The 13,751-nt window shown below is 33.1% G+C and carries 19 protein-coding genes; 5 read left to right on the forward strand and 14 right to left on the reverse strand.

The window, feature by feature from the left end:
- Window positions 1-233, forward strand: a 233-nt coding sequence (locus FLACOL7796_RS24690) for a hypothetical protein (RefSeq protein ID WP_232067380.1), incomplete at its 5' end; no start/stop codon positions are given.
- 54 nt (window positions 234-287) lie between these two features.
- On the opposite strand, the gene FLACOL7796_RS14430 is transcribed toward FLACOL7796_RS24690, so the two are convergent.
- From FLACOL7796_RS14430 to FLACOL7796_RS14445, 4 genes are all read right to left on the reverse strand, one after another.
- Entirely contained in the window at window positions 288-986 is a 699-nt protein-coding gene (locus FLACOL7796_RS14430; protein WP_173971468.1) for a DUF1963 domain-containing protein, read from the reverse strand.
- 99 nt (window positions 987-1,085) lie between these two features.
- A complete protein-coding gene (locus FLACOL7796_RS14435) occupies window positions 1,086-1,322 on the reverse strand; it encodes a hypothetical protein (protein WP_173971469.1) in 237 nt (78 codons plus the stop codon).
- Between the two features lie 53 nt (window positions 1,323-1,375).
- On the reverse strand, window positions 1,376-1,744 hold the full coding sequence (locus FLACOL7796_RS14440) for a nuclear transport factor 2 family protein (protein WP_173971470.1): 369 nt from the start codon (window positions 1,742-1,744) through the stop codon (window positions 1,376-1,378).
- A gap of 25 nt (window positions 1,745-1,769) precedes the next feature.
- Window positions 1,770-2,135, reverse strand: coding sequence for a hypothetical protein (locus tag FLACOL7796_RS14445; RefSeq protein ID WP_173971471.1), 366 nt, complete (start codon window positions 2,133-2,135; stop codon window positions 1,770-1,772).
- A gap of 237 nt (window positions 2,136-2,372) precedes the next feature.
- On the opposite strand from FLACOL7796_RS14445, the gene nrfH reads away from it, so the two are divergent.
- The 4 genes from nrfH (at window position 2,373) to FLACOL7796_RS14465 (ending at window position 6,735) form a co-directional block, all read left to right on the forward strand.
- The gene (gene nrfH, locus FLACOL7796_RS14450) at window positions 2,373-2,993 is read left to right on the forward strand and encodes a cytochrome c nitrite reductase small subunit (protein ID WP_173971472.1); all 621 of its coding nucleotides are present in this window, start codon (window positions 2,373-2,375) and stop codon (window positions 2,991-2,993) included.
- Window positions 2,994-3,052: 59 nt separating this feature from the next.
- Window positions 3,053-4,519 carry an ammonia-forming cytochrome c nitrite reductase gene (nrfA, locus tag FLACOL7796_RS14455; protein WP_197913329.1) on the forward strand — a complete coding sequence of 489 codons (1,467 nt, stop codon included), beginning with the start codon at window positions 3,053-3,055 and terminating at the stop codon, window positions 4,517-4,519.
- Window positions 4,520-4,629: 110 nt separating this feature from the next.
- Window positions 4,630-5,877, forward strand: coding sequence for a cytochrome c biogenesis protein ResB (locus tag FLACOL7796_RS14460; protein WP_173971474.1), 1,248 nt, complete (start codon window positions 4,630-4,632; stop codon window positions 5,875-5,877).
- A 54-nt stretch (window positions 5,878-5,931) separates the two neighbouring features.
- Window positions 5,932-6,735, forward strand: coding sequence for a cytochrome c biogenesis protein (locus tag FLACOL7796_RS14465; protein WP_173971475.1), 804 nt, complete (start codon window positions 5,932-5,934; stop codon window positions 6,733-6,735).
- 57 nt (window positions 6,736-6,792) lie between these two features.
- On the opposite strand, the gene FLACOL7796_RS14470 is transcribed toward FLACOL7796_RS14465, so the two are convergent.
- From FLACOL7796_RS14470 to FLACOL7796_RS14515, 10 genes are all read right to left on the reverse strand, one after another.
- Window positions 6,793-7,479 carry a GNAT family N-acetyltransferase gene (locus FLACOL7796_RS14470; RefSeq protein ID WP_173971476.1) on the reverse strand — a complete coding sequence of 229 codons (687 nt, stop codon included), beginning with the start codon at window positions 7,477-7,479 and terminating at the stop codon, window positions 6,793-6,795.
- 17 nt (window positions 7,480-7,496) lie between these two features.
- On the reverse strand, window positions 7,497-8,366 hold the full coding sequence (locus FLACOL7796_RS14475; RefSeq protein WP_173971477.1) for an alpha/beta hydrolase: 870 nt from the start codon (window positions 8,364-8,366) through the stop codon (window positions 7,497-7,499).
- 211 nt (window positions 8,367-8,577) lie between these two features.
- Window positions 8,578-9,069, reverse strand: coding sequence for an SRPBCC family protein (locus FLACOL7796_RS14480; protein WP_173971478.1), 492 nt, complete (start codon window positions 9,067-9,069; stop codon window positions 8,578-8,580).
- Between the two features lie 52 nt (window positions 9,070-9,121).
- Window positions 9,122-9,622 carry an SRPBCC family protein gene (locus tag FLACOL7796_RS14485; protein ID WP_173971479.1) on the reverse strand — a complete coding sequence of 167 codons (501 nt, stop codon included), beginning with the start codon at window positions 9,620-9,622 and terminating at the stop codon, window positions 9,122-9,124.
- Window positions 9,612-9,938 carry an ArsR/SmtB family transcription factor gene (locus FLACOL7796_RS14490; protein ID WP_173971480.1) on the reverse strand — a complete coding sequence of 109 codons (327 nt, stop codon included), beginning with the start codon at window positions 9,936-9,938 and terminating at the stop codon, window positions 9,612-9,614. Before FLACOL7796_RS14490 ends, FLACOL7796_RS14485 begins: the two co-directional genes overlap by 11 nt.
- Before the next feature lie 170 nt (window positions 9,939-10,108).
- Window positions 10,109-10,819 carry a M949_RS01915 family surface polysaccharide biosynthesis protein gene (locus FLACOL7796_RS14495; protein WP_173971481.1) on the reverse strand — a complete coding sequence of 237 codons (711 nt, stop codon included), beginning with the start codon at window positions 10,817-10,819 and terminating at the stop codon, window positions 10,109-10,111.
- Window positions 10,820-10,989: 170 nt separating this feature from the next.
- Complete coding sequence (locus FLACOL7796_RS14500) at window positions 10,990-12,177, reverse strand: hypothetical protein (RefSeq protein WP_173971482.1); 1,188 nt, start codon at window positions 12,175-12,177, stop codon at window positions 10,990-10,992.
- Between the two features lie 239 nt (window positions 12,178-12,416).
- Window positions 12,417-12,806: a VOC family protein gene (locus FLACOL7796_RS14505; RefSeq protein WP_173971483.1), complete on the reverse strand. Its 390-nt coding sequence runs from the start codon at window positions 12,804-12,806 to the stop codon at window positions 12,417-12,419.
- 90 nt (window positions 12,807-12,896) lie between these two features.
- A complete protein-coding gene (locus FLACOL7796_RS14510; protein WP_173971484.1) occupies window positions 12,897-13,343 on the reverse strand; it encodes a DUF3592 domain-containing protein in 447 nt (148 codons plus the stop codon).
- Between the two features lies 1 nt (window position 13,344).
- Complete coding sequence (locus tag FLACOL7796_RS14515) at window positions 13,345-13,716, reverse strand: DUF5071 domain-containing protein (RefSeq protein ID WP_173971485.1); 372 nt, start codon at window positions 13,714-13,716, stop codon at window positions 13,345-13,347.
- Window positions 13,717-13,751 lie beyond the last annotated feature (35 nt).

The following is a 13,751-nucleotide window of genomic DNA, read 5'->3' on the forward strand; positions in this document are numbered from 1 at the left end:
TATGTTTTTCATTATTTTCTACATTAGACATTCTTCCTGAAAATTTACAATCTTTAAAAATCACAAAGAATGTTTTGGCGTTAATATACACGAAATTTTTAACAGAAAATTTCAATGAATTTAGCGATTTAGATACTATTATACATGAAGAATATTGGATTGAGCAAATTCGCAAATCAATGGTAAGGGATATTTGGCCTAACATAGAAAATGTTAAAATTTTACTCAAATAAAATTAAGGAAAAAAAAATTATACTAGTAAAATTGGTTTGAGTTCTATTTAATTTTTAATAAAAATCACAATAAAATACCCACTCTTGAGTCTTTCTATTTTTGGCTAAATAAATATTTCCGCTGTCTACAATATTTAAATTTGCTTTCCCGTCAGAAGCAATTTGGAAAACAAATTCGAAATCTTCTCCAAAATTAATTCCTGATTGACAATATGTTGCGTAACCGCCAATTTTGTGGCTATAATTGTTTTCGATAATATCGTAATAAGAATCAATAATTCCCGAGTCTTCAAGCTGATTGATTTTATCTGATATATCGTCTGGTATTTCAGGATCTTCCCAAACCGGATAATCTTCCTCAATAAGTCTATTTGATAAAGGAAAAGGTTTTATAAATGAAGTGTCATTTTTTAAATCTTTAACTACAATATTATCTACGCTTTTATATTCACGTAAAACCCAATTATTTCCATTAGCAGTTAAGTCCATTGGAAATTTTTTAGAAATGAAAACGGTAATAATCTTAGATTCTTTTAAAATCTCTGGTACAAAAGGTAAATCATTAAAGCATAATTGAAATAAAGGAAGCATCAATTCTCCATCATTATCTAATGGGATTTCTTCATCTTCGTGATATAAGTAGATTCTGCCAATCCAACTTTCTGTAATTGAGTTAGTTGGTTTAAAACCACCAGATGTAAATTCTGTTGCTTTTCTTGCAAGTTGGTTTTTAATTATTTTAAGATCTTTCATTATTAAGATAAAGTACAGAGTTCTTTAAGTAGTAAATTGTTTCCGAAAATAATGCTTTTTCTGTATTTCCAGTTATATTTTAGAAAGTATTTCCATAATTTACGGAATGAAACAGGACGAAAAAACAACAAAACTTCCATTTGGGAAATTCCCTCTCCAGCCACACGGAAATCCACCATCTTTATAAATACTAATTTCGTTTTCAATAAAAGGAATTTTTTGATCGAGGTAAGTATAAAAAAGCAAGAAGTTATAAAAGTCGTTGGCAACAAAGTCAATAAAATCATATAAATTCATTTCTCTCACAGCTTTGCGAACTCTGTGGTTTGCTAACATAATCTATTATAAAACTTTGCTCCCCATAGCTATTGGGATTACAGTTAAAAATCTCATTCAAATTTTAAACTAGCATTTCTTGACATCAAATACGAGGTTAGTTTTTTTATTTTTCCTTTTTCCATTTCAAAAACATCACAAAAAACAGCGTCAAGAATATTGCCGTTTTTCATATTTCCCTGCACAGCACCTTCTGCAATGACAATATTATTTTCCTCTATCAATTTTATAATCTGAATAGAGGGGCTTCCAACAAAATTATCATTCTCAATTTCTTTATCAAACGCTTTTTTACCAATATGCTGGTAAATACCCGGCATTTCCCAAATCACATCTTCGGTGAGGCAGGCAAGTATTCTTTCATGATCGCTTACTCTAAAAGCAGCCATATATTCATTTACAGTTTCTTTGTTTAGTGTCATGTCTGTCCTTAATAAAAGTTAATAATTACTCAGTCACTTTTTTATATTCAAAAGTTCCCATTTGTGGCGTGGTAATGATACGTTTGTTGGCATCAAAATAATCAACAGAGAATTTTACGGGCATGATAACCAGAATAATGGTAAGTTCAGCATTATCCTTTGATAGTTTCCATTTTGCTTTATGAGTCTCTTCTCCAACTAAACTTTCAAAATCTCCATTTTCTTTAAAAACCTGATACACCTGATCGGTTTTATAATACTCCTGAATGCTCTTTTCTTTTCCTTTTTTAGTCCATTTTACCAATTGCCATTTTCCTACAAGTTCTTTAGAAGTTTGAGCATTTACCGAGAGTCCTATTAAAAAAATTACGATTAAAAATATTTTTTTCATCATTGAAGAAATTATGTATTGAAATATAAAATTAATAATTAATATGTTTTGTATGTGTAGATTAAGTAAAATTTACATTTAGAATTTCGATTGCAAATAATCAGATAAGAAAGCATTTTCTCAATAAAAAAAGCTTTGCATATGATTTTTATGGTGGTTTTCGCTTTTTCTGATAATTATCATTTATTTGTAGGAATTCACCATGTAATTTTGATCGTAAAATTAAGGGAAATTATTATGATCAAGATTTTAAATTATTTATTGCCTCCACGTAAATGGGTACCCTTTGTTATAGTGGCAGTTGGAGTAGGAACGGGATTATTTGCTTACTTATTATATGTTTCGAATGCAGTTTCTTATCTCTCAGATGATCCTAAAACATGTGTGAATTGCCATGTAATGACCCCTTTTTATGCCACCTGGCAACATAGCTCACATGGGCGCGTAACCACTTGTAATGATTGTCACGTACCTCATAATAACGTTTTTAATAAATATTTTTTTAAAGCAAAAGATGGTATTTATCATGCAACCGTATTTACATGGCGTGCAGAACCACAGGTAATTCATATTAAAGAAGCAGGAACAGATGTGGTTCAGAAAAACTGTCAGCGCTGTCACGGAGATCTTAATGCAAATGTTAAGACAACAGGAGTTACACTGCAGAGCAAGAGTCATGGCGAAGGAAAATTATGCTGGGATTGTCATCGCGAAGTTCCGCATGGCAAAGTAAACAGTTTGTCCTCTGTGCCCAATGCAAGAGTTCCTTTATTAGAATCTCCAATTCCGGAATGGCTGCAAAAACAAACCGATAGTACGGCAACAGAAAAACAGAAAGAATCAAAACAAACTAAATAAAAAACAAACTAAAAAATTAATTAAATACAGATATAATTATGGCACCACTAAAAGAAACTATAAAACGCAAACCATGGATAGGATGGGTAATGTTTGGCCTTACAATGCTGGTTGTATTTATGCTGGGATTACTGGTAAATAGTGTAATGGAACGTCGTACAGAAGCTTTATTTGTAAACAAAGTATTAGCTCCTGTTGGTCAGTTCGAATCTAAAAATGAAGTTTGGGGAGCCAATTATCCTCGTGAATTTCAAACCTATTACCAAACTGCCGATACTACTTTTGCAAGTAAATACGGTGGTGGAAAAATGAAAGATATGTTGCATGACGATCCGCGTATGGTAGTACTTTGGGCTGGATATGCTTTCTCTAAAGATTACAGTCAGGGTAGAGGACACTTTTATGCATTAGAAGATATTTACAATACTTTAAGAACGGGAGCTCCAAAAGGACCTCAGGATGGACCTCAACCTGCTAGTTGTTGGGTATGTAAATCTCCGGATGTGCCACGTATGATGGATAAATTAGGTATCGATGAGTTTTACAAACAAACATGGGCTGCTTTAGGGCCAGAAATTGTAAACCCAATTGGATGCGCGGATTGTCACGATTCTAAAACCATGAACCTGAAAATTACACGTCCTGCTTTAATCGAAGCTTTTAAAGAACAAGGAAAAGATATTACCAAAGCAACTCATAACGAAATGCGTTCATTGGTTTGTGCACAATGTCACGTAGAATATTACTTTGATAAAAAATCTGTAGAAGGTGCTGCTAAGGTAAAATTCCCTTGGAAAAACGGTATGACAGTAGAGGATATGGAAAAATATTATGATGGTATTGAATTCTCAGACTTTACACATGCCTTGAGTAAAGCTCCAATCCTTAAAGCACAACACCCTGATTACGAAATTCACCAAATGGGTATTCACGGCCAAAGAGGAGTTTCTTGTGCAGATTGTCATATGCCATACAAAAGTGAAGGCGGACAAAAATTTACAGATCATAAGATACAATCACCTCTTAATAACGTAGCCAATTCTTGTCAGGTTTGTCACCGTGAAGAAGAAAAAACATTGGTAGCAAACGTAACGGAGCGTCAGGATAAAATTTATCAAATCCGTATTGAGCTTGAAGATCAATTAGTAAAAGCACATATTGAGGCAAAATTAGCATGGGATAAAGGAGCAACAGAAACTCAGATGAAAAATATTCTACAGTTAATTCGTCAATCTCAATGGCGTTGGGACTTTACTGCAGCATCACACGGAGGATCATTCCACGCTCCTTTAGAAACTGCCAGAGTAATTACCAATGGTCTGAACAAAGCAGCCGAGGCAAGAATAGCTTTGGGTAAAGTACTAGTTTCTTTAGGACAAACAGGACCAATACAATATCCTGATATTTCGACCAAAGCAAAAGCACAGCAATTTATAGGTCTGGATATGGCTAAAGAAAGAGCTAATAAAGCTGAATTCAAAAAAACGCTTTTACCGCAATGGCTCGAACAAGCAAAGAAAAAATAATTGCTATTTTAAGCAAATAAATATAAAATATATTTGAAGAGGGTTCATACAAGTTTCACTTAACTGTATGAACCCCTTTTCAAGTTAAATGTTTCAAATTCAAAATAAGAATGAGAATAGTTAATTTAGAAAATCAGAAAGTTTTTAAAAAGAAGCTTTGGCAGTTTCCCTGGGATTATAAAGAATCATTTATAATTGCTGGGGGATTACTGATAACAGGATACTTATTACAAATTACGACAAGGACAAGTATAAAAGCTGTAAGTGCGCCCGTAAATTATATTATTGGCGGTTTGTTTATAGTGATGTTGTTATTACTGCATTTTACCAGTAGAACGCATCCCTGGGTAAAATGGTTAAGATCTGTTCCTGCATCCGTTAGTGCTATTGTTTTAGTCTTAATTCAGGCCATTATTATGGGGACACTTCCTCAGCAAAATTTTGTCGAAGGGGTAAAACCGGATTTGTTTGGTTTTTCTTTTGTTCTAACCAGCTGGCCATTTATAATCGCGCAATTGTATTTTCTTACTACTCTTGGTCTTGCAACTCTTAACAGAATGACACCATGGCAATGGAAAAACTGGGGATTTATACTGAATCATTTAGGTCTTTTTATTGCAATGACTGCCGGTATTCTTGGAAGCGGGGATCTGCAACGTTACACAATGAAGCTTTATGAGAACCAATTAGTTTGGGGAGCCGAAAATGAAGAAGGTGTAATGGTGCCAATGCCTATTGCTTTTGAACTTACAAGTTTTGATATGGAAACCTTTACGCCAAAATTGGCATTAGCAGATATTACCAATAACAGTATTGAGACAAAAGGAGTCAATGCGCTGCGCATGATTACCAAAGGCGACAGTTATGATTATAAAGGGTACAAAATTAAAATTGTTAACTATATCGAAGACAGTAAGTTTACCGGAAATGGTTATTTTCCTGTTAACGAAGAAGGTGCAACTCCTGCTGCTTTAGTCGAAGTAAAATCAGCAACAATAGACACTACTGCCTGGATTAGCTGCGGAAGTTTTGCAACTGAATATTCTTATTTGCAGTTGAATGATAAACAAGCCATTGTAATGCTACAACCAGAAGCAAAAAAGTACAGTTCGCATGTAAATGTCTATGTTAAAGATGGTAAAAATGATAAAACTGTAATCGAAGTTAACAAGCCTTATAAGGTTGGAGGCTGGAAAGTATACCAATTAAGTTACGACGAAAAATTTGGAAAATGGTCTAAATTAAGTGTTGTAGAATTGGTTCGTGATCCCTGGTTGCCTGTTGTATACTCCGGTATTTTTATGATGATTATTGGAGCAGCCTATTTGATTTTTAAAGGAAGAGGGACTGTGATTTAGCTCATTACGAGTATGAATTAACGTTTGAATTATATATAATTAAAGATTTTTTAAATGAATTACTGGATCTATTTTTCTCATTATGCATTTGTAGCTATTATTTGCTGGCTAATTTGTATGTTGTTTCAGGTTATAAAGTTAAAGCGCAATAAAATGTTACCTATTTTGCTTTTTGCAGCATTAGGAGGTTTGTCTATGATTGTCTTTACCTATAACTTATGGCAAAACTTAGGGCGTCCGCCAATGCGTACCCTTGGTGAAACCAGACTTTGGTATGCCGTTTTTTTGCCTGTTATTGGTATTATAACATATATAAGGTGGCAGTATAAATGGCTGCTCAACTATAGTTTGGTAATGGCAACTGTATTTTTGGCCATTAATTATTTTAATCCTGACACTTATAACAAAGCCTTAATGCCGGCTTTACAAAGTGTTTGGTTTGTACCCCATGTTTTAGTGTATATATTTTCGTATGCTCTACTTGCTGCTTCCTCAATTGTGGCGTGTTACGGCTTATTTGAATATTATCGAGGCAAGTATAAAAAGACCATACTTGAATTGGCCAATAATTTGGTTTATGTAGGTTTTGGTTTTCTTTCGTTAGGATTATTGTTTGGAGCTTTATGGGCAAAAGAAGCCTGGGGGCATTATTGGACCTGGGATCCTAAAGAAACCTGGGCAATGCTTACCTGGTTAGGATATTTAATTTATATACATATTCATTATCGTTATCCGGAAAGTGTTAAACCTGTTTTGATCACTTTGGCTCTGGCATTTGTAGTACTGCTGCTTTGCTGGTTTGGAGTAAATTATATGCCATCTTCAGCACAAAGTGTGCATACTTATACCAATGGATAAATTAAAAGGAGCAGAAATTCACAACTAAATTTCTGCTCCTTTTTTTATTAAATATCGTTACTCATTCTTGGATATATTCCAAAAGCTCATTTTTCTTCTCGTTACAAAACCTAACTTTTCATATAATGCAATTGCACCAATATTACTTTCGACGACATGCAAGTAAGGCGTTTTATTTTCGTCAAAAATCGCATTTACACATTGTGCAATCAGCTGTTTTGCGTAACCCTTTCCGGTATGATCAGGATGGGTAATAATGGCACTGACTTCTGTAAAATGATCCATTTTCATTCGTTCTCCTGTAATTGCTACTAATTGATTTTCTTTGAAAATTCCGTAGTAATTACCTAATAAGGCGGTTTTATTTTTAAAATATCCTGGCTGAACTAAATTGACCAATTGTACTAATTCATCATTATGTTCTTCAGTAAGTTTTACGATTTCATCAGTTATAGGTAGCTCTATTTTATCATAAACAATCATTTGCAGGCAAACCAATTCTTTTTCAATTTTTAAAGAGTTGGGTATTTCCGGTTTTTCGCCCACAATGAAAAACTTCTCTGATAATGCCGAATATTGGTTGACGGCCTTTAAAGTACTTTCAGATAGGTCAAAACCTCCAAAAGGACAATAATCAGGATTGTAGAATTTAGTTCCGTTATAATCAATTGCAAATGCTGTGTGGATTTCTGATAATGAATTCCAAACGGGATTGTCAAGCTTATTTTCTTGTATACTTTTCATTATTGTAAATGTTGCCGTTATTCTTTCTCTATTGGATAAAAGAATTTAAATGAATTTGCTGCTGCGGGATGCAAAATAGTACCGTGATTTTCGAGAGGGAAATAATCAAAATAAACTTTTAAGTTTTTACTTTTTGTTGCTTTAATTTTTTCGGCAAGCAGGTTAGCATCTACTTCCATCACTCTTGGGATTTCTGTAGGTGTTAATCCCTCTTTACCTACAGCGATATAAATCTCTGTTTTTTGATGAAAATTTTCCTGAAAAATGATGCTGTCCTGATTTAGTATAGAACCATTGTTCCACCAAATGCTTGGACTAACAATGACATATTTATTAAAAAGAGTTGGTTTCTTTAATAAAATTTCTGTTTCTAATAATCCGCCTAACGATTGCCCGATAATGGTTTTAGAATCATTTGTTTTGTATTTTTTATCTATAAAAGGTTGCAACTCTTTTTCGATAAAAGCAATAAATTTATCTGAATGTCCAGAAGTTGCAAAACGTTTCTGATCTTTTTCGATGGTGGTAGGAAATGTAAAATCTCTTCTTCTGTCAACCGTTGCAATTCCAACAACAATAGATTTAGGAACCTGATTGATCCATTCAAAACTATTAAATTGTACCAAGCCTGTGATATGTATAAAGTCCTCATCAGCAGAACCATCTAATAAATAAATTACGGGATATTTTGTAGCATCTTCTGATTTATAACCTTCAGGAAGATAAATATTCAGGATTCTTTTTTCGCCCAGTTCTTTCGATTGTATTTCATCAATAACGCCTAATACAAAAGGTTTGCTGGAATCTGTTGATTTGGATTTACTGGTTTGACTAAATGATAATGTTGAGGTAAAAAATAATAATGTAAAGGCAAGAATTTTATTCATTTTGTGGTGTTTAATTTGTTTGCGTTTTTGAACTTTTATGAAAGTATCTAAAGGCTGGATTACAAATTTAAGACATTCTGAAATTTTTAGGAACATGAAAATGTTTAAAAAAAAGAAAATTTGATAGTACTTGCAGTCAAAAAAAAGATGCATAAAATATAGAATTTATGCACCTTTTTTAGTTTTTGTTGAGAATGACGATAGTTTATTTCTAAGCAAATATTTTGTCTAAACCTTCCATCGCAATCGTGAAACCCTCTTTGAATCCCATTTCGATCATCTTCTCTAAATCGGATAGGTTTTCATGTTTTATAGCAATGTCTACAAAAGTGGTAGTTCCTTGTTCTGAAAAGCTTACATCCCAGTTTGAGCGCGGAAAATCATGGTTTAGATTGCCTTCGCTATCGCAAAAAGCATCAAGATATTTAAAATTTGTCTTTGGGTCGATAGAAGTAAAATCAGCCAAAGCCCAATGTTCTTCGCCTTGAGGCCCAATCATGGCATAAAGTCTTTGTCCGCCAGTTTTAAAATCCATACGTTTTGTTTTAGATTTCCATGGAGCAGGGGCCCACCATTGATCTAAAATTTCAGGTTCTGTCCATGCTGACCAAACATTAGCAAGTGAGGCATCGAATTCTCTTTTTACATTTACTGTACTTGTTTCTTTGTCTACAGTAAAATTCATTAATAAATTAGATTTCATTTTTTAAGTTTTTTAAATTTATTACTATTTGACTTTTTTAATACCGTTGTTTTTACTTTTGTGCTTCAAGGATTTTATCCAAACTTTCCATAGTGCTTGTAAATCCTTCTTTGAAACCCATTTCGATTATTTTTTCTAACTCAGATAAGCTGTCGCGTTTGATTTCAATATCAACAATTACAGCATCTCCTTGCTCAGAGAAATTAATATCCCAATACGAACTTCCAAAAGTGGAATCCGGATTACCTTCAGAATCGCAAAAAGTAGCCGCATATTTAAAATTGGTTTTTGGAGAAATCGAAGTATAATCAATGCGGCCCCATCGTTCCTGATTTTCAGACCCAACCATGGCGTACAATCTTTTTCCTCCTGCTACAAATTCCATACTTTTTGTTTTAGATGTAAAAGGTGAGGGTGCCCACCATTGATCTAAAATTTCAGCTTCTGTCCATGCTGACCAAACATTGGCAAGCGGTGCCTTGAACTCACGTTTTATATTTACCGTGATGGTTTCTTTGTTCACGGAAAAATTCATTAAAAGATCAGATTTCATTTTCTTTAGATTTTAAATTCATTAATACCTTATCGAGTTGGCTGAAACGGTTTTCCCAAATTTCTTTAAACTGTTCCATCCATTTGTCAACCTCTTTCATTTTATCAATTTTAAGTTGATAATATATTTCTCTGCCTATTTTTTTTTCAGCCAATAACTCACATTCATTAAGAATTTTAATGTGTTTAGAAACGGCTTGTCTTGTCGTATTAAATTGCTCTGCAATAGCATTAGGCGTGAGGGCATTTGTAGCAATTAATACTAAAATAGCCCTGCGGGTTGGATCAGCAATTGCCTGAAAAATATCTCGTTTCATCTTTAATTTTTATTTGTATACGCAACCAATCAGTTGCAAATATAGATAAAGTATTGATTCATAGGTTTTTTTTAGTGATTTTTTTTTGAACCAGATTTTTTTAAACAAAAAAAGACACACTATTGTGTGCGTCTTTTAAGAATACCAGTTTGGAATATTTCCGGATTATTTTAGTTATCCCATTTTTCCATTATATTCTCTTTCCATAAATTTTGAGCATATTCTTTGAATACTTTCGGAGCATTTTTAAAGTTCGCATCCAGCTTAAATTCGCCGCCAATAAATGATGTTTTATCATTTTCATCGCTTCCAACCTGAACCTTATTTTCTCCGCGCATAGCATATTTATGATTTCCTTCGTACATGATTATTTTCATGTTAGACGGACTCACATCGCCGTGACAAACAGTTTTATACATTAGCCATACTTCTGCAATTCCGTTTTTATCTAAGTCTGTAATTTTAAAAGTGTTTTTTACAAAAGAAGCCGTAATATCAACCGGACAATCGGCAATAAAATCCTTAACTCTCCAGGTTTGCCTGGCGTTATTATCTGATATTATAAAATGATAGGCATACAATTCAGCATCGCTGCTATCATCAAATTCGTGTTTTAGTTTATCATTATGATATATTCCGGTTTCAGTAGTCAGTACAATGTTATCTCCGGATTTATCTTTCCAGCGAACTGCATTTTTTATAAAACCTTCATATTTTATAGAAGCAGGAAATTGAGTAGAATCAATTTTATTTACAACCAAAGAATATTCTTGAGACGCTGCTGATCCTGAAACTTCCGATTCTTGTAAAGACTCTTTTTTATCTGATTTACAACTGGAAAAAACAATAAGTAACAGGTATACAACGACAATATTCTTCATAAATGGGCTTTTATAATATTTGTTTATAATGGTTTATTCCTGCTGAATCCACTTGTATTTTCAAGATATAAAAAGGAGTGTAATAATTACCAGAATTCTAGTGGTCATACTATTATTTGTTGAATAAATGAAGTTAGATTTCAGATCAGAGATAAATTTTTAAAAATAGATTATCCTCTAAATTTATTGCTGACAATAATATTTTTAAGTCTTGCCTTTAGATCTTCTCCTGTATCAAACACCATTTGCTCATTATTAGGAAAAGGCACGGCGCGTTTATTAAAATACGACATATAATTGTCCTCACAAGCGCTTCTGTCTCCCTTGTAGGTAGAGTAGATATTCTCAAAAATAAATTCGCTTGTTACCGGAAACGATTGCAATAACTGATTTGTTTTCACATCAATATAATCTACTTGAGCTGTTACCTGACACGATTTAAATTGTCTAAATTCATAAACATTTGCACGAAGCAATCTATAATTGTCTACTTTTATTTCCTTACCCAGACTATCTTTTACAGGTCTTCCGCGACTGTCTAAAAGTGTTCTTACACCATCCTTAACCTGTCTTTCTTTAATAAACTCTTTTTCCTTAATTTGTTCCGGCGAAATATTTATTTGTCTAAAATTGATCACCAGACTATAATCATACGTTACATTTTTTTGTCTCAAATTATGATACACCGTCCATTTGTCGTTTAATCCGTAGGTTTTAAAATCAAGCAAATCATCCTGGAGCTGTTTTGGAATCACCATATTGGTCTCATTTTTGGCATAAACATCCACAAAATCAGTCCCTTTAAACTGTGCATCTTCCATCAGTTTTTTGGTGTTTTTATAATTTGGACTCAGACTTTCCAAATATGCAAAATCATCATACGCCTTTCTGAAATCCAGCTTATTTTTCGATTTTAAAAGAGCCGAAGCATTGTCATATAAATATTTTGTAAGTGCAATTTTGCTGCTCACAATCTGGTTGGAGTAATTATCAAAAGCAAACGTAGCATTTTTGCCCTGCTTTAATAAAGGCAAGGGTAACAAAGGCCTGATTTTTTCCTGACGATTATTCAGTTGCAAATACGTATTATAAACACGTTCAGCATTGGTTGGCGTAGCTTCTTTGATCATCAAATCAAGATCACGCAAATCCCTGTCCTTTGCTTTTGCAAAAGCCTCTTCGAGCAAAAACACATAATCTTGTTTTCCTTTCGAATCTTTTTTGGTTCTCAATGCCTCTACAGCACGATCTATTGCAGCATCATAATTTCCGTCGCTTAGCAACGACTGAGTAGTTTTTACGCCACATGACCAAAGTGCTAAAAATAATATAGAAAGCAGTAAAGTAATTTTTTTCATCCTAAAAGACCAATTGATTTTGAAGCTGTAAATATATCAGTTTTTAGAAGAATTCAGATCATGTAAAATTTAAATTTCAGAAGCAGAAATTGTTGTTTTCAAAAGAACCAGTCGTCCCGCTTTCACCTTTATCTCTCCATTACCGGCTCTATCGGGGCTAGATTACAGGATGTATTTTTTATAAGAAGTTAAACCGCACAAAGCGCAGCAATGCGTCGAATAGTAAGCAACACATTATTTTATTCCGGCCAATACAACACATTAAATTTGTGACCATCAGGATCAGAAAACCCAAAGAAATATCCCTTTTCAAAGCTTTGTGGTTCTGCAAATATTTTTCCACCTGCATTTTTAACAGCGAGTAGCCATTGATGCACTTCATCTATACTTTCGGCCGAGAGAGAAAATATAATTTCATTTCCAAGATTCAAGTCAGACATTTCGCCATTAACAGCCCATTTAAATTGTTTTTTTATAAAAAAGTGAATGATAAAATTGTCTTTTCCAAACGTAAAACTTGTCAGCGTTTCATTGTTACCATTCGGTTTAAAACCTAATTCGCTATAAAATTGGGTCGTTCTCGCCAAATCTTCTACACCAAAATTGGCCCATATTTTTGTAGTTTTCATAATATTTATTTTAAAAAATTAATTTAACCATTAAAATAATGTACCAGTAAATTTATGATTTAAAAAAGCATCTATCACAAAATGAAACCCTTATTTTAAAAAGGGATTATATTCCATATTATGTTTGCGTAAATAGTAGACGCCTAAACTCAGGAAAAACAAACCAACAAAAAAGAATAAATGCTTTACCATAAAATCTTTATTAGGCAAATAATACTCCGTTTCAGGTTTCTCAGGATTGTAGTAAACAGGAGTGGTTTCGTACATCGTGCAAATCGAATTACTTTTTCCTTTTATACTAATCTGATTATTTGAGCTGTCATAAAATATAAAAAGTGGTATTTTGAGCGGTGCTTCATCTTCTGCCAAAGACTTTTCATTGCTAAAACCTATAACGGTTGCCATTGTTTTTATTCCGTTTTTTTGAATTCTTCGTTGTTTGATAAATACCCGAATCCCCACAACCATTAAGGTTAAACCAATAACAACAAGTAAAAGATCCCAAAGTGATTCCCAGATTAATGATATAATTTCCAAATTAGTTATCGTTTATTTCGTTTGCAATCTCATCAACTCCCTCATCTATTTCATCCTGCGTTGGATTTTTGGCAATTCTATTAATTTCCTGAAGAACCAACTCGTTTTTAATGTTTTTTCCAAAAGTTGTAAGAATCCAATACTTCCAGATTTCATCTTTGCCTTTTAATATTTTCAATATCTCGGGTGCAATTTCTTCAGAAAACGGAATTAAAAATTCGGCAATAGGTTGACTAATGGGCCAATTTATATCCTGTAGCCATTCTAGTAAATCCGGAACAATGGGTTCGATATCTTTAAAAGAATATTTTGTTAGTTTTTCAACCGTTTCAAAATCAAATTTGTCTTTTGGGATTAAGGTCTTAATATCCATTTTCAAAATAATAGAATTTTTTATGTGCCTTATAA

Origin of the sequence: Flavobacterium bizetiae (assembly GCF_902804475.1) — a bacterium.
GTDB lineage: Bacteria > Bacteroidota > Bacteroidia > Flavobacteriales > Flavobacteriaceae > Flavobacterium > Flavobacterium bizetiae.

Excerpts from the sequence above, each read along its gene's own strand:
- FLACOL7796_RS14430 (WP_173971468.1), bottom strand. The coding sequence starts at position 986 with ATGAAAGATCTTAAAATAATTAAAAACCAACTTGCAAGAAAAGCAACA.
- FLACOL7796_RS14435 (WP_173971469.1), bottom strand. The coding sequence starts at position 1,322 with ATGTTAGCAAACCACAGAGTTCGCAAAGCTGTGAGAGAAATGAATTTA.
- FLACOL7796_RS14440 (WP_173971470.1), bottom strand. The coding sequence starts at position 1,744 with ATGACACTAAACAAAGAAACTGTAAATGAATATATGGCTGCTTTTAGA.
- FLACOL7796_RS14445 (WP_173971471.1), bottom strand. The coding sequence starts at position 2,135 with ATGAAAAAAATATTTTTAATCGTAATTTTTTTAATAGGACTCTCGGTA.
- nrfH (WP_173971472.1), top strand. The coding sequence starts at position 2,373 with ATGATCAAGATTTTAAATTATTTATTGCCTCCACGTAAATGGGTACCC.
- FLACOL7796_RS14460 (WP_173971474.1), top strand. The coding sequence starts at position 4,630 with ATGAGAATAGTTAATTTAGAAAATCAGAAAGTTTTTAAAAAGAAGCTT.
- FLACOL7796_RS14465 (WP_173971475.1), top strand. The coding sequence starts at position 5,932 with ATGAATTACTGGATCTATTTTTCTCATTATGCATTTGTAGCTATTATT.
- FLACOL7796_RS14470 (WP_173971476.1), bottom strand. The coding sequence starts at position 7,479 with ATGAAAAGTATACAAGAAAATAAGCTTGACAATCCCGTTTGGAATTCA.
- FLACOL7796_RS14475 (WP_173971477.1), bottom strand. The coding sequence starts at position 8,366 with ATGAATAAAATTCTTGCCTTTACATTATTATTTTTTACCTCAACATTA.
- FLACOL7796_RS14480 (WP_173971478.1), bottom strand. The coding sequence starts at position 9,069 with ATGAAATCTAATTTATTAATGAATTTTACTGTAGACAAAGAAACAAGT.
- FLACOL7796_RS14485 (WP_173971479.1), bottom strand. The coding sequence starts at position 9,622 with ATGAAATCTGATCTTTTAATGAATTTTTCCGTGAACAAAGAAACCATC.
- FLACOL7796_RS14490 (WP_173971480.1), bottom strand. The coding sequence starts at position 9,938 with ATGAAACGAGATATTTTTCAGGCAATTGCTGATCCAACCCGCAGGGCT.
- FLACOL7796_RS14495 (WP_173971481.1), bottom strand. The coding sequence starts at position 10,819 with ATGAAGAATATTGTCGTTGTATACCTGTTACTTATTGTTTTTTCCAGT.
- FLACOL7796_RS14500 (WP_173971482.1), bottom strand. The coding sequence starts at position 12,177 with ATGAAAAAAATTACTTTACTGCTTTCTATATTATTTTTAGCACTTTGG.
- FLACOL7796_RS14505 (WP_173971483.1), bottom strand. The coding sequence starts at position 12,806 with ATGAAAACTACAAAAATATGGGCCAATTTTGGTGTAGAAGATTTGGCG.
- FLACOL7796_RS14515 (WP_173971485.1), bottom strand. The coding sequence starts at position 13,716 with ATGGATATTAAGACCTTAATCCCAAAAGACAAATTTGATTTTGAAACG.